We start from the raw sequence: 17105 nt of genomic DNA on the forward strand, positions 1-17105 counted from the left end.
CAGGAATGAAATATTGGGGTGGGATTTACCATGGGTGATTGATAAATTTTAGAATTTATCCAGGAGGAAAAGGGATACAATAAAATGCCGTAGTCATGGCCGGTATCAAAAAAGGGAATGGTGTGGAAGTGAGTTTTTTTGTTGGAGACAATTCCGGCTACGGTTTTTTAAGCAATTTACTTCGTCTAGATAGACAGGCTGCATTGAGCGTTAGAAATGCTGGCATCAATCAATAACCCCATGCTTTTTGAGTAAGAATGTGGCATTCTTACTGGTGGTAATGCCCTTTTTCAATTTAAAATCATAAATCACCTCGTTATTTACCACCTCGCTTTCAAAACAATAATTGCTGAAAATGTCTTTGTGTTGATCTGCCAAGACTCCCATTTTTGAATCGTGTGTAGCAAAAAGCAGCATGCAGTTCAATTTTGAAAACTTGATTGCCAGAGAAATTGACCCACTGAGCTTATCTTCAGAATTTGTTCCCTTGAGGGTCTCGTCCAATAAAACTAACCCCCAATTTTCTTCAGTGATATTTTTTTGAATTTCCGAAAGCCTTAATACTTCTGCGTAGAAAAATGATTTTTGCTCATTTAGAGAATCAACTGTTTTGATTGATGTAAATAAATTGCCCAGCGAAGTTTCAAAACGGGACGCAAAAACAGGAGCCCCGATATGAACTAACACAAAATTAATCCCAATGCTACGTAAAAACGTGCTTTTCCCGGACATATTAGAGCCTGTTACGATATTGATTTTAGCTTCTTGATGAAAATCATTGGTTACACAGTTTTCCTTAGGGACAAATGGATGACCCAATTGATTAAAGTTCAAAATCCCGGGCTTGTCGGCTACTAAAGGAAACGTATAGGTGGGATTGTTGAATTTGAAAAATGCGATAGAAATCAGTTCTTCTATTTGACAAATAGATAAAACCAAGTTCCCAAAATCAATGGGGTTCTCTGACTTAAGATTTTCTGTTTTTCGAATCACATGGATATCCAATAAGAAAAAGCCATTGGTTATAAAATTGGAGGATTTTTGAAAATTTAGTATAGAGGTCAACTTTGCTAAAGAAGTGCTATTCCTTTTACAATCTAGAGATAAGTTTTTAAGCTGCCCACCTTCAAAGCTAAACTTATTGAGGTGATCGGACAGCTCCTGATATTTCTTAATTATGGAAATACTGGTATCACGGGACAGTATTTTGTCCGATTTTTTTTGCTTTACCCAATAGTTTATCATCAAATTAATTACAAATAAAATTATCCAATAGTGATGGGGTATTACCTGATTTATAGCTGATACCAAAGCCATAATAGTTCCTAGGGATAATGCTATTGAGGAAAATGTTAAGCTTACCCCAACTTTTTTTGTTCGATTCTTGAGTGCCTGATCGAGTGAGTTTACTTCCGGTTGGGTTTCAAAATATTGTAATGCAATAGCATTAAACACTACACATAAGGATACCTTTTGGGACAGCTCTTCAATTGATTTTTGTCTTTTATAAATGTGGTTCCGGTCATTGCTAAGTTTGGTGACTGAATCAATCAATATACTTTCCGAAATCTGTGATGATGTCCGATTTAATCGGGAGTATAAAGAATTATCTCCCAATACATCTAAGTCAAAAGCGAAAGGATGGCCTTTTTCAATTCTATTAACTGATAATTTTAATGAGGGAATATCATTATTAATTATTTTCAATTCCCTTTGGGCTATACTGTCTACATTTTTGAAAAATTCGCTTTTGTTTTGAAATTTTCTATAGGCCTTTATTGAAAAAATGAAGGCGAAAAGACCAATTGCAGAAAAATAAATATAGCTACCTGACTTATTGAATGAAAGAACCAAACATGTCAAGAATCCGGCAAAAAAGAAAAGTCTCAAGAGTTGAATAATGAAAAGATTTTTCTTGCTATCCTGAAGATTAATCCTATTTGATTGAATTAGATTATGATAAAAATCTGATACCATTTTTTAAGAATAAATAGTTGATTTATTGTGACTAAGGTTTAGTAAGATATAGTTGTTTCCTTGCTTATAAAATAATATATCTTTTGAATGTGATTTCAATGAACCTATGTTTTTTTGATTTTTTTGGAAATGAGCCCAATGTTTAGAATGTATGTGCAAAAGCGGATTAGAGGTGTTTTCCTGCCCATTTAGTGCAATGTTCTTGCATACACCACCTCATCCATTTACTCTACATACATTTTGTGTATGTAGAGTAAATGGATATAGGGCAAAAAATTCAGCCGTCCTACCGGATGAAATGACTGTACCGGAGACTTGTTTTACTGATCTGTAAACTTTTTTTAAGACTAGCCAGTGATATTACTTGGGAAGATGAGCTATGAGTTCCACCTCTAATTTGGCACTTTCCATATATAATCTGTCAACTTGCACCCAAGTCGCAGCGGGAAAATCATTTTTGTAGTATTTCTTGCGGGCTTGGTTATATTTTTTCATCGTTTCAATATCAGTTGTATATAGATTTTCTTTAACGACATTTTGGAAAGTTGCACCGTAATTTTTTAGTGATGATTCCAATGCGCTATAGACTCCTTCAATTCCTTTAGGGGTTAGTTCAGTTGTTACGGCACCTGAAATATAAAGTATGTTGTCCACTTTTATTACTTGAGCGTAGCCCGCTATCGTATCTTGTTCCGTGTTATTCCAGTGCCACTTGTCTTTTTTGATATTGGATTGTGCCATTCCCAGGTTACTGAGTAAAATGGCAAATAGGATTAAGAAGGTTTCAGGTTTCATATTTATTTGATTTATAGATGGTTATAGTAATATTCCCGGTTTTTCACAAAATAGTTAACGTTTTATTGAATTTGAAGATGGATTACTCGTAATCCGGATGACTTAAAACCTTTTGTATTCACTAGTTACAATGGATTTAGCAGAAATTCAGCTATTTTTCCCGCTTTTCCATTGAATCATTTTCGCCTTCCTTCCGTTATTTCCACCCTTGCCTTTCGACTTACTCAAGTATGAGTTCCAAAATCTTCATTTGGGAATGGCGACGGGCAAAAGTATCTTTGTAACCTATCCATTAAAACCGAACTATTTTGGCAAATAAAACTGTAAAAGTGGGCTTAGTCCAGTTGAGTTGCTCTCCGGATGTGTCCGAAAATATGACTAAAACCATCGCCGGTGTACGTGAGGCTGCGGCCAAAGGAGCACAGGTGGTAATACTTCAGGAGCTTTTCCGCTCTTTATATTTTTGTGATGTGGAAGATTACGAAAACTTCAAGCTTGCTGAAGTGATTCCCGGTCCGTCCACGGAAATACTCGGTGATCTGTCCAAAGAACTTGGCGTTGTGATCGTTGCTTCTCTTTTTGAGAAAAGAGCTGAAGGATTGTACCATAACACCACGGCAGTTTTGGATGCAGATGGAGCCTATTTGGGCAAGTACAGAAAAATGCATATTCCGGATGATCCAGGGTATTATGAGAAGTTTTACTTTACTCCGGGCGATTTGGGCTATAAAGTTTTTCACACCAAATTCGGAAACATCGGCGTGCTGATCTGTTGGGATCAGTGGTATCCCGAAGCCGCAAGAATCACTGCGCTGAAAGGAGCTGATTTCTTGGTGTATCCTACAGCTATTGGCTGGCACAAGGATCAAGCCCCTGATGTCAATGATGAGCAGTACGGAGCTTGGCAGACCATACAGCGTTCTCATGCTGTAGCAAATGGCATTCCTGTGATATCGGTGAATCGTTGTGGAAATGAGGGAGATATGAAATTCTGGGGAGGTTCTTTTGTTGCCAATCCTTTTGGCAGAGTTATTTTTAAGGCAAGTCATGATGAAGAGCAAATCCATGTGGAGGAACTCGATTTTGCCAAATCTGATCAGTACCGTACGCACTGGCCTTTTTTGAGAGACCGTCGCATAGATTCTTATCAGCCGATTACCAAACGATTCCTTGACGAAGAATAGACCCTTATGACAGATATCTTTGCATTGGCCACATCGGTAGAGAAAACCCCCGCTGAGTTGGGCTACTATTTCCCCGCAGAATTTGCATGGCATACAGCTACCTGGTTGAGTTGGCCGCATAAGGAAGGTTCTTGGCCGGGGAAACTAGAGACCATCTTTGCTCCATATTCAGAGTTTATCAAATACGTGGCTCTTGGCGAAATCGTAAATATCAACGTGTCGGATCAGGCCATGAAGGATTTTGCGCTACTTCATTTGGAGCAGGCAGGAGTGAACTTGGCTAATATTTGTTTTCACTTTTTCCCTACCAATGATGCATGGTGTAGAGACCATGGCCCTGCTTTCCTGATCAATCCGGATGCTGAGGTAAAGAAAGTATTGGTGAAATGGAATTATAATGCCTGGGGAGAAAAATATCCTCCCCATAATCTGGACAATCAAATTCCCATTAAAATTGCTGAGGAGCTGGGTATTCCATGTTTTAAACCCGGGATTGTGATGGAAGGAGGCGCTGTGGAATTTAACGGAAAGGGTACCTTGCTGACCTCTGAAGCATGTCTGCTGAATGAAAATAGAAATCCTCACCTGAAACAGGATCAAATAGAGCGGTACCTGCAGGATTATTATGGAGTGAAACAAATCCTCTGGGTAGGAGATGGGATTGTCGGTGATGACACGGATGGGCATATCGATGATATCACCCGCTTTGTCAGTGAAGACACGGTGGTAACCGCAGTGGAAAAAAACAGAGCCGATGAGAATTACACCTTACTTCAGGAGAATTTGGACCGACTTCATAAAATGAGGTTGGCTGATGGAAAACAGCTCAATATTGTAGAATTGCCTATGCCTGCACCTGTGATCTGGGATGATCAGCGGCTTCCTGCTTCTTATGCCAATTTCTATATTTCAAATCATGCGGTGGTAGTTCCTACTTTCAGGGATGCCCATGATCAGGTAGCCCTGGATATTATTTCTGATTGTTTTCCGGATCGAAAGGTAGTAGGAGTAGACTCTACTGACATTATCTGGGGTTTGGGCAGTTTTCATTGCCTGAGTCAGCAGGAGCCGTCGGTTTGACAAGTATTTTTCCTGCAAAAGCATAGCGGTGGAAAGATTTTTAGTGGTCTAAACCCTTGGGTTTAGGCCACTTTTCAGCGAATTATAATCTCAACCGGGCTTTAGTCAAATTAAACTTCATGGAGTTTTTATGAGAATATAAATGGTCTTGGTGAAAAACAAAGGATAAAAATCACAATCGCAAACCAGCCCAATAATTTCCTTTTCCCATCCAGTTCTTTCAATCCGGATACTTCAGGGTGTTTCAGTCCCATTACTCTTCCCAATAAGAAACCGTAGAATAGCCAGCCTTGGTATCCCTGCAAATCCGGATTGACATACGCCAAGGCATACTGTAAAGCCGCAATACTAAGAACAAGGGTTATTCTATTCTGTAGGCTTAATCCTGATTTCGCAAAACAAACAAAGAGAAAACCTATGTACAAAGGAATCCACAGCATGAGATCATTTAGGTCCGAATAAGGGCTAATCATTCCCATGCCGGCATACCCGACAAACAAAATGTATGCTGCCAGCGAGATCTCTTTGTGAAGTTTGGGGAAAAGGCCAAAAACCACATGTCCGCCATCAAGTTGGCCGATCGGAAGTAGATTCAAGGCCGTAAAAAACAACGCAAGAAAGCCTGCGAATAAATACGGGTAGTGGATCATTTCGGACATGGCCGGCAATCGGTCAGGATCGGCAAATAGTTCACCCAGTCCCCAAAAAAGCAGGTTATTTCCAAGTTCAAAATCCAGTGAGCCTTCTTCTACCTCAAAATCCGGATCAGCATACTCCGGGTGTATGGAATAAATATAGTCCGGTTCGGGAAGTGTGGTAAATCCATAGATAAGCACAATCAAGGCGATAAGAAACCCTGCCAAAGGGCCGGCAACTCCTATGTCAAAGAATTTCTTTCTGCTGTTGACAAAACCTTTCATCTGAATCACTGCGCCAAAAGTCCCGATAGTCGGAATTCCTATAAAACCCAACCAACCTGGAATGAAGAATGGCAGTGTACACTTTACTTTATGATAAATAGCCGTAAAAAAATGACCTAACTCATGGATAAGTAATATTCCTATAAAAGGCACAGAGAAGGCCATTGACTTCCGGAAATATTCCCAAGTAAGTAAGCTGTCTCCTTCACCAAGTACCGATTTTCCATATACCCACTCAGCCCCTGCCAGCGTGGTGGTAATTAGTGTGACGAGAAATAATATTCCGTGACGGAGGTAATCTTTTTTGCTATACATTCTTAAAATAATCGAAAATAACCTCAGTCCCCGTCACATGCACCGCTTGGATACCCACTGCTTTAGCTCCTTCCACATTGGCTGGCAAGTCATCAAAAAATATCACCCGATCTCCTGAAGTTCCCAGATCTACCAGCATTTTTTCATAGATCTCCGGAGAAGGTTTAGCCAACCCCATCTCATGGCTCAAAAACACCCAATCAAAAATCGGATCAAAATTTTCCAGACCATGGTCCTCTTTTAGAATCCTATTTACGGCACTGATATGAATCGAATTTGTATTGCTCAATACGCCTACTTGAAATTTTTCTCTCAATTTTGAAATTAATTTCAATCTTTCCGGAGGAATTTTTAGCAGCAAATCATTCCATAATTCATCTACTTTTTCGTCCTCCCAATCCTGCTGGAAATATCTTCTGACCTCATCTCTAAACTGGCCTGAGTTGATTCTTCCTACCTCATAATCCTTGTGGAAATCAGTTAGATAAAACCCATTCACTTTGTTATGTAAATCAACAGAAATCTCTTGACTGATACGCCTCATTGCTCTGCGGTAATCGAGATCAATGATGACATTGCCTAAGTCAAAAATCAAAAAGTCTGCATCGGGAGCATTTTTCATGCGAAATAGAGGTTGTGTATTTGCATTCAAATATGTAACATTGCACTCCCAAAACCAAGGTTTACGGCGAATACAAGCTAAAAATTGAGGTTTTTCAAGTAAAGGGCCTATAGCTCATTCGGTTAGAGCAACTGACTCATAATCAGTAGGTGCCTGGTTCGAATCCAGGTGGGCCCACTTTATTATCAAGCACTTAGCATTTTTTTGCTAAGTGCTTTTTTATTTGCATGCCATTTGCACAAAAAAATATTTTAAGATAAGCCTTAGGCATAGAATTTCCGGAGCACTACAAGGACGTGGAAAACCTCTACCTCGAGAATTATGAAAATTTAGGCTACCGCAACTACAATCAGCTGAAGGAGAACGGAATTCAGATCCGGAAGAGCGAACGGGGGTGAAATTCGAAGAATTGACCAAGGTGATTTTTAAAGTTTTGGCACTCAATGTGGATGACAAAAGCATGTGCTTCAAAAGTCTGTGTTGACAGGTGAAGTATGGTTTCGTTGGCTGATAGTGTTATATATATCCAAAGCAGCACGCCAACCGATATAATTTCGTAGAATAATAGTAATTGATTTATAAGTATTTAGTTATTAAGGCCTTCGAGCCACCTCAGAAATTCGCTAGCCTTCGCTTTACTGACCACAATAGCTTCGGGGGTGTCTACGCTGAGTTTTGTAACGAGTTTGCGCGAAAAATGCCGTTCAATACTCGCAACGAATTTCTTGTTTATGAGGTATTGGCGATTGGCCCGGTAAAATAGTTCTGGGTCAAGTATCCGTTCTACTTCATCTAGGCTGGAGGCAAAAAAGAAACACTGGTTTGTCTGGGTGGTTATTTTAACTATTGTTTTGTCAAGATAGAAATAAGCGATGTCCTTCACTCGAAGAGGGATAATCTTTTCCTTATATTCTACGAGTAGTGTTGTTTTGAACACATTTTTCAGGTGAGAGGATATCTTTCCAAGGGCTCGCGCGGCACTTGCCGGCTCAAATGCGGTCTTCATCTGGTGATACTGGGCCAGTGCAGTTGCGACCTTTTCACTGGTGATCGGTTTCAGGATGTAACTCACCGCATTCGTTTCAAAAGCCTCCATCATAAACTCGTCGAAAGCGGTACAGAATACGATTGGGCTGCTTATAGTAACCTGATTATAAATTTCAAAGCACATCCCATCGGCAAGTTGAATATCGGAAAATATCAGATCAATGGGCGGCTCTTTCGAAAGATAAGATACCCCTTGCTCCACCGAGTCAAGGATGGCAGCAACAGAGAGGTCACCATCGATTTCATACAAAATCCGCTCTAGCTCTTTGGCAGCCTTCTTTTCATCTTCTATGATTAGGACGTTCATGGTATAATAATAGGAAGTTTTACACTGAAGGATTGCTTGGTTTTCTCGATGACTATGTCCTTGTCAAAAAGCAGGCGATATCGTTGAATAACATTGTCGAGACCTACCCCGGTGGAAAATGGAGTGAGTGATTTGGGTTGATAGTAGTTGGAAACAACCAGTTCCCGGCTTCCTTCATTATAAATGCTGATGGTCAGTGGCCGGGAAACCGAGGCAACGTTGTGCTTGATCGCATTTTCAATTAGGAGTTGCAGTGTGAGCGGGGGTAAAAGGCTTGACAGCAGTTGACTATCCACTTGTATCACTATCTCCAAAGCGGATTCCATTCTTGCTTTTATGATATAAAGATACGATTCAATGAAGGTGAGTTCCTGCTCCAGTGTCGCTGAATCCGCCTTTTTGTAAGTAAGTAAATAGCGGTAAACATTTGCCAGTTCAGAGATATACTCCTTTACTTCCTTTTCATGTGTGATCGAACTAAGGGTATTTAGTGTGTTAAAAAGAAAGTGGGGACTTAGTTGCTCTTTTAAAGAAGAGATGTTAGCAGCAAGTTGTACCTGTTTCAGCCGTTCGATCTCAAGACTGTGTTTTTGCTTTTCAGACAGGACATGCAGATAATAAGCGAGAAAATAATAAAATGAGCTAAGCAGAAAAGCTCTGAAAAACATGATGAAATATCTTTTGATGCCGGGTGCGGCTGCTTGTTGGAGCATGTAGCCAGTGAAGTGGTTGAAAGCCCAATCTTCGATAATACCCAACAAAGCGGTGACGGCGATGCACGCAGCAATAAGAATCTTCGATTCTAAGAACCACATTCTTTTGGTGTTGTTCAGCAATGCATTCATGGCCACCCATATTGAGATATTATAGACAAAGGTATATACAAGGCTAAGCGCATGTAAATGCCATCCCGCATCGGTCGTGAGCGTAATCCGAAAAGAAAGGGTAATCAGCGACAGTGCAGCGGCAATACCAAAACCAAATTTCCAATTGATATTTTTCACAAAGGCAAATTTAAACCATTACATAACAGATCAATCAGGAAAAGTTCGTAAGGCGGGCAGGTTGGCTTCCGAAGCGGGCATTTCTGATTTGTAAAAATGGCATAGTGTAGTTAGGCTGTACTTTAATAGGGAGTTTCAATTGGACTTGCAACCTGACGGTTTAGGAAATCTGCCCGTCTCCCCTTGTGTTTTGCCCGCTTCATGCAAAATGTACTTTTAGACTTGCGGGTACCTCTGCTGCTTTGCACAGGGAAAATCAGAACCAGGTCAGCAATTCTTCTTTCAGCAACTTGGGAGTCGTTCTTCAAAAAAAGGCAAATGAAATTGGGTAGGACCGAAGCGACTCACAGGGGAAGATCATAAACAACACGAGATCCCATCAGGCCCTTACAAATGAAATTAATAGGACATGAAATATAAAATTCTTTTCATCCTTCTTGCAGGTTTGATAAGTGATAGTCAAGCGCAAGACCATTTCTCACTTCTTCAGAGTATAGAATATACCCTGAAGCATCATCCCTCTCAGGCGGTGTACACTAACAATGTTGGCATTGCAGAGGCCAAAAGCGCTCAAACGGTGGCGGGTTATCTGCCACAGGTTTCTGGGTCAGCTACTTTCACAGATAACCTGAAGTTGCAAACTAATGTGTTGCCTGCTGGGATATTTGGTCCCGAACCGGAAGAAATACAGTTTGGAACCAAGTACAACAGTAATCTGGGCATCGATGTAAGCCAAACACTTTACGACCCACAGAAAATTGTCGGAATCAGAGGGAACGAACCCTATATAGCCGTATCTCGCGTACAACAAGAGCATAATAACGAGGATCTCGCTTACAACACGGCAAAAGCCTATTTCCAGGTGTTAATCTATGAAGAGCAAATAGCCATACAGACAGCGAATAAAATCAAGTACGAAGAAATGGTAAAAACCCTGCAGTACCAATTTGAAAAAGGTACTGTGCTTGAAAAGGATGTCGATCGGGTTAGGGTTAATCTGAATGCTGCCAACTATCAATTGGAAGATGCTAAGACAAGACGTCGATTAGCTGTAAACACTTTAAAAAATGCGATGGGTCTGCCCCTTGATGCTGACCTGGCAATAATAGATTCGATCAACTATGGGCAGTTTGCTGAACACAACGTGGACGAGGTTTTTGAATTGGAGGCTTTAACAGAGGTAAAGATAGGGGAAAAGTTGATCGAACTTCAGCAGGTGAACTTGCTGGCGAAGCAGGCAAGTTACCTACCTTCCATCAGCTTTTTCAGTAAAATCGCAGCACAGTCACTTGCCAATGATTTTTCGGATGCTTTCTCGTCATGGAAGGGTTTTTCCTATGTGGGACTATCGGTCAGCGTACCGATTTTCAGTGGTTTCCGCCGCCAGAGCCAAGTTAAAGAAGAGCGGCTAAAGCTTGAGAATGAAAAGTATAATTTCCAGATCAGGGAACAGTCCTACAGTCTGCGGTTTGAGAACGCAAAAACCTCGGTAAGTACAGCCTATGGTAATTATCAAAGTAATCAAGAGAATATGGCCCTTGCGCTAAAATTGCGGAAAGTCACCGAGTATCAATATCAGCGTGGGGTAGCTTCATTAACGGATTTTCTCAACGATGATACCGCCTACAAAGCCGCCCAAAGTAATTATATCAATAGCCTTTACAACCTGATTGTAAGTCAACTCGAGTTTCAAAAATCAAGGGGAAATCTTTTCGCCTTTTTAACTACGCTCCAGTAAACTTGTTGTCATCCCTTGTACCAAGCGTACTAGCATAATTCCGTTTGGTCAGACATCTTTCAAATGATGGATATTATGAAATCGAGCATGTCGTAAGTGACACAAAGAGTGATGTTTATTTACTGTGCGAGATTCCATATGACCTTTAAAGAACAATTATAAACATATGAAACCGAGCATGACTCCAAAGTCACACACTGCGATGATTATAATGCATGCGAGATTCCATGTGGCCAATATAAATCAATTATAAACACATGAAAAAACTAATTGTGCCCATCGGAATATCTGCCGCGGTAATACTGTCTATTATCCTGGCCCTTTCCGCCAACAAAAAGAAGATAGACCAAAAGAACCAGCCGGTAGACAGGTCAAACATCCCGGTTTCCGTAGGGGTTGCGAAGGTGGAAAAAGGTTCGCTCGATGCAATCGTACAATACCCGGCATTAGTGGAGCCTATGGAGGAAGCAGGTGTGTATTCCCACGCAAGCGGCATAATTTCACAATTAGATATTTTCTTAGGCAAACAGGTACATAAAGGTGAGATTATGGGAAAGCTGGATACAAGGATTCAACAAATCAATCTAAAATCGGCAGAAGCCAATCTAAATTCGACATCCATTTCCCGCGACAAAGCACTCAGAGACTATCAGCGAGCAAAAGACCTCTACGAACATAATGCCAGGTTGGAAATGGACATGCTATCGGCAAAAAGCAATTATGAAAGCAGCTTAGTCAATTTCGAAAACGCACAGGCCCAAATTGATCTAATCAAACAGCAAATTGCCAATTCAGCCATTGTTTCACCTGTGACAGGCACCGTTTCCAAACACAAAATCAAAGAAGGTGAGTTTGTTATTACAGGAACAGCTATTGCCAACATCAGTAACATCAGTAGAGTAAAGGCTACGGTTTATGTGAACCAGCAGACCAGCTACCAGCTTAAGGCTAACCAGGAAGCCACAATTACTACCCCGGTTTTTTCTGGAAAAACTTTTACCGGGCACATCGTTTTTAGTAGTCCTGTGGCAGATGATAACCATAATTATCAGGTTGACCTGCTGATCGAAAATTCAAGTGATATCGCTTTAAAGGGTGGGACCGATGTATTGGTATCCTTCATTACCCTATCAAGGTCGGATATCTTACGCATCCCCCAATCTGCATTAGTAACTGGCTCGTCAAATCCAACTGTCTTTGTCGCAGAAAATGAAAGGGCAATTGAGAGACCGGTTACTACCGGCCATCGCCAAAACGACATGGTTGAGATCATATCAGGTCTACGTGAGGGCGAAACCGTTATCACCAGCGGATTAATCAATGTGAAGTCAGGCAGCCCAATAGCTATCATAACTATTTAAACATGAGCTTAACTGAATTATCCATCAAGCGGGCACTGCTGATTTCTACTGTCTTTATAGGCCTGATAATATTTGGCATTATTGGTTATACTAATCTTAACTACAACTTATTGCCGAGCTTCTCGGCAGGAGTGGTGACGATCAATACGGTATTTCCCGGTGCATCTCCGAGCGAAGTGCAAAGCAAGCTTACAAAACCTATTGAGGAGGCAATCAGCACCGTGGAAGGCATCGATTTGGTTACTTCCAGCTCGCTGTTGAATGTTTCGTCCATACAGGTGAATCTGAAGCCGGGTGTTTCGGATATCCTCACTCAACAAGACATTGAGCGGAAGATAAACCAGATCAAGTCAACACTTCCCGAGGGGGTAGAGGAGCCGTCCGTAAATCGTGTGAATACCGACAACTTTGCTATTCTGAACCTTTCTGTTACCGCGACTATTGCAGACAAAGAGTTGTATGAGCTGATTGATAGGGACATCAAGCCTAAATTAAGTGGGGTAAAGGGCGTGGGCCAAATCAATATTATCGGAGGGCAGTCCAAGGAAATAAAGATTGAACTTGACAATGCCAAACTCCAGATGTACCAGTTATCTGCCAAGCAGGTTTTCCAGGTGGTACTAGCAAATTCCATCTCCATCCCAGGGGGGAATATTAGCAATGAACAGGAGAATCTTTCGATTACTATTGATGCAGGTTACTCTAGCATTGGGCTTTTGCCACAACTGATAGTGAAAGATAAAGGAAATGGAAGCCGGGTATTGCTTTCTGACGTAGCAACTGTCAGTGATGGCCAGGAGAAAATCGCTACACTCAATAGAATAAATGGTAAGCCGGGGATCGGCCTACAAATTTTCAAGACCAACGACGCCAATGCGGTTGAAGTCAGTAAGGAAGTGAAGCAGAAATTGGCCGAGTTAGTCAAGACCCACAAGTCCGTCGGGTTTCAATTTGAAATCGCTTCTGACCAGTCAGTGTATACACTGGAATCCGCCAACTCGGTGATACACGATTTAATGCTGGCAGTGTTGATCGTTGGTTTTGTCATGCTACTGTTCCTACACAGCTTACGTAGCGCTTTTTTTGTACTGATAGCCATTCCTGCTGCTATGATTCCCACCTTTATTGTCATGTATGTTCTGGGGTTTTCCCTTAACCTGATGACGTTACTCGCACTTTCCCTGGTAGTTGGTATACTAGTTGATGACAGCATTGTGGTTCTAGAGAATATTTTCCGCCATATGGAAATGGGGAAAAATAAGGAGAAGGCGGCCCTGGAGGGACGTAATGAGATCGGATTTACAGCCCTTGCCATTACACTTGTCGATGTGGTGGTATTTTTACCTATGGCATTAGCCGGTGGGTTGATCGGTAATCTTCTTCGTGAGTTTGCCACGGTCGTAGTAGTCTCTACCCTGATGAGCCTCTTAGTCGCATTTACCCTCACACCAATGATGGCATCGCGTTTTGCCAGACTGGAGCAACTTTCTGCGGGTAGCCTTTGGGGCAGGACGATCCTTGCCTTTGAGAGCTATCTGAATAAAATGGCGGATGCCTATAGTCATTTGCTCCATTGGATTCTGCACCGTAAAAGATATTTCTTTATCCTGGTTGTTTTACTGCTGCTAGGTTCTGTCTCCCTTGTTCCGGCAGGATTTATCGGGGGCTCTTTCGCAGGTCAATCCGACAGGGGTGAACTTGCCATCCAGCTAGAAACTGCCCCAGATATGCCGATCCGGCAAACTAACCTATTGGTCGCCGAAGCAGAGAAAATGATGCTCCAGCATCCTGAAGTGAAGACCGTCTATAGCCTGGTGGGAACGCAGACAGGGGCAAAGGGCAGTTCAGAAAACCTGGCTGAGCTTTCAGTAACACTTATTGACAAGAAGAAGCGTGAGCTTACTTCAGACGAGTTTGGCCTGATTGCCCGCAACGAAATAGAAAAAATTCCGGGCATTCAGGTTACAGTTATCCCTACTAATATCACGGGCACAGTGATTTCACCGATCCAGATTTCCGTAAAAGGGAAAGACCCGGACAGTCTGTTCAAAGCCGCATCAATAGTCAGGGATATCGTGTCCAAAACTGCCGGTTCGGATTATGTAAGGTTCAGTACCAAGGGAGCGGTAAAGCAAATACAAATTATCCCCGACCGGGAAAAGATCGCAATGCTTGGATTGTCGTTGGCAGATGTAACTCAAAGCATCCAGCTGGCCTTTAATGGTAATAATAAGATCGAATTGGGAAGTGGAGACAATACCTACCAGGTGAATGTAGCGATCAGTGATGCTGACAAGCAGAGTATGGAGGCAGTGAGGAATCTATCCTTAACTAGCAGTGGAGGCAAATTAGTAAAGCTTGGGCAGGTTGCACATGTTCAGGAGGTTTTAGGACAAGCCATTTTACAAAGGACCGATCGGGAAAATTCGATTACTATCACTTCAGCTGCTGTCGGGCGTCCATCGGGAACGATTGTGGATGATATCCGAAAGGAGCTGCAGTCCACCCCTTTGCCAGCCAATACTGAAATCAGTTACCAAGGTGATGCGAAAAATCAGGATAGTGCTTTCGGAAGCCTCGGTTTTGCCCTGGCTATTGCTATACTCCTGGTTTACATGGTGTTGGTATGTCTTTATGAGAGCCTAGTGTATCCATTTGTAGTGATTTTTTCCGTACCTGTCGCGTTGATTGGGGCATTGTTGGCGATTGCATTAACGATGGACGAACTTACCGTTTTTACCATCATTGGGATCATTATGTTACTTGGGCTGGTAACCAAGAATGGTATACTGATCGTAGATTTTGCCAATCAATTGAAAAATGTTGGTAAAGGCACTGTGGAGGCATTAATCATGGCAGGAAAGGAACGTCTGCGCCCCATTATTATGACCACATTCTCCATGATACTGGGTATGCTTCCACTTGCATTATCACAAAGCCCAGGCTCTGAATTCAAAAATGGGATGGCCTGGGTCCTGATCGGTGGGCTGACCAGTTCATTCCTCCTTACCCTATTTCTTGTCCCCTCAGTCTATTTGGTGGTAGATACGATCCAAGCAAAGATTTCGCGATCAAAATATAAGATAGGTTCATCCTGGCATCCCACAGGTCCCTCCATAGAAGATACGCATCAATAATAGTCCCGTTAACATTATGTATACAAAATTTAAGTATTTACTCCCCTTGGCACTCCTGGCAACAATGACAGAAGTTTCAGCCCAGGTTTTAAAATTGGCGGGCGTAGACTATTTATACTATCCGAAAGTCAGACTAAATGACGATGGCAGCAGCCTGCAGGTATCTTTTCAGGAATTAAATAGCTATATCAATATTCCTATGAAACTCAAAAATGATAGAACCTTCCTAGTAAACGGGGTACAATTCAGTTTATTAGAGGCAACATCCTTCTCGGATAGTAGTACTAATGAGTATAAGCAAAAATTTTATAAGCTCTCCTATTCCTTTATGGTCATTCATCGTCTTACCGAAAAATGGGTGCTGATAAGCCGCTTCTCACCCACACTGGCGAGTGACTTTGGTGACAAACTGAACAGCGATGACTTCCTGATGCAGGGATTTCTCCTGGCGAACAAACAAATTAATCAAAAGCTTATGGCCGGAGGAGGGTTGATTTACACCACACGTCTTGGAAAACCAATGTTATTACCGGGCTTGCAGCTGAAATATGAACATGGTAGGCATCAATTCTTTACATTTTTACCGGCAACCATTGATTATAACTACCGACTAACCCGGGAGGAGAAACTCTGGGTTGGCTTTAAGACGGTGCTGAACGGAGCTAACTTTAATTCAAGTGTTGACAATTTTTACGGATCGATTCCGGTCGACCGTTTGAACTATGTTGTCGCAAACTTTGGCCCAACTGTGCGCTATCGTTTTGCTAAAATAGTACAACTCGAAATCTTTGGTGGTTTTAACGCCATGCGAAGATACCGGTTTGAGGACGGGCACAGCACGGTTCATACATACAGTTCACAAAGTAGCAGCAGTTTCAGTGTGGGTTTGACTATTGTTCCTCCAACAAAAAAATCCGCGTCTCAAAATCAAGAATAGCGTCAAACAAACAATAAATATGAAAAAGAGAATCATGATTTCTATAATGCTGATGATGGTATCGGCGCTTAGCTTCGGCCAAAAAATTACTGACGATTTTTCAGGCAAATGGAAAACATCGGAAGGGAAGATTATCCTGATATCAAAATCCGGTGAAGCATTTACCGGTACGATCGAAGAATCAAAAGAGACAATAATTGAGAATGTTCAATTTTCAGGAGGTCAATGGAAGGGGAAAATTTTCAAACCAGGCAGCAGCACAAAAGCTGATTGCGAGTTGGTAATGAACGGCAACAAGCTAACAATCACCGCACGAAAAATGGCGTTTTCAAAAACAATTGTATGGACCAAATTGTGAATTCAGCGTCTCAGTAATCGCAGATCCTGAACCGATCAACTCAGGTTTCCGAACCTTAAAGACATTAAATTAAGGAGGGTAGGGAACCCTCATCTCCTAAAAGCAGGGCAGAATGGAATCTGATGAAAGTGGGATTGCATTTACTGCCAATGAATCTGTGATTTTTCAAATGTGATTATCAAATTGTTTGGTTTCCTAAATACAGCTTTAGTATTTTTAATCTGGATTAAGTATTAGCAATTGTACGCCGTGGCGTAGAATTGCTAATACTTAAGGAAGGGTGCGATAAAGGAGCTGGTTGCTGATGATATAATGATGCTTTG

Annotated in this window: 14 protein-coding genes and 1 tRNA gene; 9 read left to right on the forward strand and 6 right to left on the reverse strand. The window is 41.6% G+C overall.

What is annotated here, in order from left to right:
- Positions 1 to 95 precede the first annotated feature (95 nt).
- A complete protein-coding gene (locus ID165_RS05450) occupies positions 96 to 236 on the forward strand; it encodes a hypothetical protein (protein WP_192349366.1) in 141 nt (46 codons plus the stop codon).
- On the opposite strand, the gene ID165_RS05455 is transcribed toward ID165_RS05450, so the two are convergent.
- Both ID165_RS05455 and ID165_RS05460 read right to left on the reverse strand, forming a co-directional pair.
- Entirely contained in the window at positions 226 to 1707 is a 1482-nt protein-coding gene (locus tag ID165_RS05455; RefSeq protein ID WP_192349367.1) for a hypothetical protein, read from the reverse strand. The two genes, ID165_RS05450 and ID165_RS05455, sit on opposite strands and share 11 nt — an antisense overlap.
- Before the next feature lie 630 nt (positions 1708 to 2337).
- Complete coding sequence (locus tag ID165_RS05460) at positions 2338 to 2772, reverse strand: RidA family protein (RefSeq protein ID WP_192349368.1); 435 nt, start codon at positions 2770 to 2772, stop codon at positions 2338 to 2340.
- A gap of 308 nt (positions 2773 to 3080) precedes the next feature.
- On the opposite strand from ID165_RS05460, the gene ID165_RS05465 reads away from it, so the two are divergent.
- Positions 3081 to 3956, forward strand: coding sequence for a carbon-nitrogen hydrolase (locus ID165_RS05465; protein WP_192349369.1), 876 nt, complete (start codon positions 3081 to 3083; stop codon positions 3954 to 3956).
- Positions 3957 to 3962: 6 nt separating this feature from the next.
- The gene (locus tag ID165_RS05470; protein ID WP_192349370.1) at positions 3963 to 5036 is read left to right on the forward strand and encodes an agmatine/peptidylarginine deiminase; all 1074 of its coding nucleotides are present in this window, start codon (positions 3963 to 3965) and stop codon (positions 5034 to 5036) included.
- A 128-nt stretch (positions 5037 to 5164) separates the two neighbouring features.
- On the opposite strand, the gene ID165_RS05475 is transcribed toward ID165_RS05470, so the two are convergent.
- Both ID165_RS05475 and ID165_RS05480 read right to left on the reverse strand, forming a co-directional pair.
- Positions 5165 to 6271 (reverse strand): site-2 protease family protein, encoded by a 1107-nt coding sequence (locus ID165_RS05475; RefSeq protein WP_192349371.1) that lies wholly within the window; start codon positions 6269 to 6271, stop codon positions 5165 to 5167.
- Positions 6264 to 6893, reverse strand: coding sequence for an HAD family phosphatase (locus tag ID165_RS05480; RefSeq protein WP_192349372.1), 630 nt, complete (start codon positions 6891 to 6893; stop codon positions 6264 to 6266). Before ID165_RS05480 ends, ID165_RS05475 begins: the two co-directional genes overlap by 8 nt.
- A 103-nt stretch (positions 6894 to 6996) precedes the next feature.
- On the opposite strand from ID165_RS05480, the gene ID165_RS05485 reads away from it, so the two are divergent.
- A tRNA-Ile gene (locus ID165_RS05485) sits at positions 6997 to 7070 on the forward strand.
- Positions 7071 to 7479: 409 nt separating this feature from the next.
- On the opposite strand, the gene ID165_RS05490 is transcribed toward ID165_RS05485, so the two are convergent.
- Together ID165_RS05490 and ID165_RS05495 are read right to left on the reverse strand one after the other, a co-directional pair.
- Positions 7480 to 8247 carry a LytTR family DNA-binding domain-containing protein gene (locus tag ID165_RS05490; protein ID WP_192349373.1) on the reverse strand — a complete coding sequence of 256 codons (768 nt, stop codon included), beginning with the start codon at positions 8245 to 8247 and terminating at the stop codon, positions 7480 to 7482.
- A complete protein-coding gene (locus ID165_RS05495) occupies positions 8244 to 9251 on the reverse strand; it encodes a sensor histidine kinase (RefSeq protein WP_192349374.1) in 1008 nt (335 codons plus the stop codon). The genes ID165_RS05490 and ID165_RS05495 overlap by 4 nt, the downstream gene beginning before the upstream one ends.
- A 409-nt stretch (positions 9252 to 9660) precedes the next feature.
- Between ID165_RS05495 and ID165_RS05500 the strand changes: the two genes are divergently transcribed.
- From ID165_RS05500 to ID165_RS05520, 5 genes are all read left to right on the forward strand, one after another.
- Positions 9661 to 10989 (forward strand): TolC family protein, encoded by a 1329-nt coding sequence (locus tag ID165_RS05500; protein WP_192349375.1) that lies wholly within the window; start codon positions 9661 to 9663, stop codon positions 10987 to 10989.
- Positions 10990 to 11246: 257 nt separating this feature from the next.
- Positions 11247 to 12350 (forward strand): efflux RND transporter periplasmic adaptor subunit, encoded by a 1104-nt coding sequence (locus tag ID165_RS05505; protein ID WP_192349376.1) that lies wholly within the window; start codon positions 11247 to 11249, stop codon positions 12348 to 12350.
- 2 nt (positions 12351 to 12352) lie between these two features.
- Positions 12353 to 15487 (forward strand): efflux RND transporter permease subunit, encoded by a 3135-nt coding sequence (locus ID165_RS05510; protein ID WP_192349377.1) that lies wholly within the window; start codon positions 12353 to 12355, stop codon positions 15485 to 15487.
- Between the two features lie 16 nt (positions 15488 to 15503).
- A complete protein-coding gene (locus ID165_RS05515; protein WP_192349378.1) occupies positions 15504 to 16424 on the forward strand; it encodes a DUF6268 family outer membrane beta-barrel protein in 921 nt (306 codons plus the stop codon).
- 19 nt (positions 16425 to 16443) lie between these two features.
- Positions 16444 to 16782 carry a hypothetical protein gene (locus tag ID165_RS05520; RefSeq protein WP_192349379.1) on the forward strand — a complete coding sequence of 113 codons (339 nt, stop codon included), beginning with the start codon at positions 16444 to 16446 and terminating at the stop codon, positions 16780 to 16782.
- The last annotated feature ends 323 nt before the right edge of the window (positions 16783 to 17105 follow it).

Origin of the sequence: Algoriphagus sp. Y33, from assembly GCF_014838715.1 — a bacterium.
GTDB lineage: Bacteria > Bacteroidota > Bacteroidia > Cytophagales > Cyclobacteriaceae > Algoriphagus.

What these genes read in the sequence shown, in the direction of transcription:
- ID165_RS05450 (WP_192349366.1), top strand. Translation starts at nt 96, where the DNA reads ATGGCCGGTATCAAAAAAGGGAATGGTGTGGAAGTGAGTTTTTTTGTT.
- ID165_RS05460 (WP_192349368.1), bottom strand. Translation starts at nt 2,772, where the DNA reads ATGAAACCTGAAACCTTCTTAATCCTATTTGCCATTTTACTCAGTAAC.
- ID165_RS05470 (WP_192349370.1), top strand. Translation starts at nt 3,963, where the DNA reads ATGACAGATATCTTTGCATTGGCCACATCGGTAGAGAAAACCCCCGCT.
- ID165_RS05475 (WP_192349371.1), bottom strand. Translation starts at nt 6,271, where the DNA reads ATGTATAGCAAAAAAGATTACCTCCGTCACGGAATATTATTTCTCGTC.
- ID165_RS05480 (WP_192349372.1), bottom strand. Translation starts at nt 6,893, where the DNA reads ATGAAAAATGCTCCCGATGCAGACTTTTTGATTTTTGACTTAGGCAAT.
- ID165_RS05490 (WP_192349373.1), bottom strand. Translation starts at nt 8,247, where the DNA reads ATGAACGTCCTAATCATAGAAGATGAAAAGAAGGCTGCCAAAGAGCTA.
- ID165_RS05500 (WP_192349375.1), top strand. Translation starts at nt 9,661, where the DNA reads ATGAAATATAAAATTCTTTTCATCCTTCTTGCAGGTTTGATAAGTGAT.
- ID165_RS05505 (WP_192349376.1), top strand. Translation starts at nt 11,247, where the DNA reads ATGAAAAAACTAATTGTGCCCATCGGAATATCTGCCGCGGTAATACTG.
- ID165_RS05510 (WP_192349377.1), top strand. Translation starts at nt 12,353, where the DNA reads ATGAGCTTAACTGAATTATCCATCAAGCGGGCACTGCTGATTTCTACT.
- ID165_RS05515 (WP_192349378.1), top strand. Translation starts at nt 15,504, where the DNA reads ATGTATACAAAATTTAAGTATTTACTCCCCTTGGCACTCCTGGCAACA.
- ID165_RS05520 (WP_192349379.1), top strand. Translation starts at nt 16,444, where the DNA reads ATGAAAAAGAGAATCATGATTTCTATAATGCTGATGATGGTATCGGCG.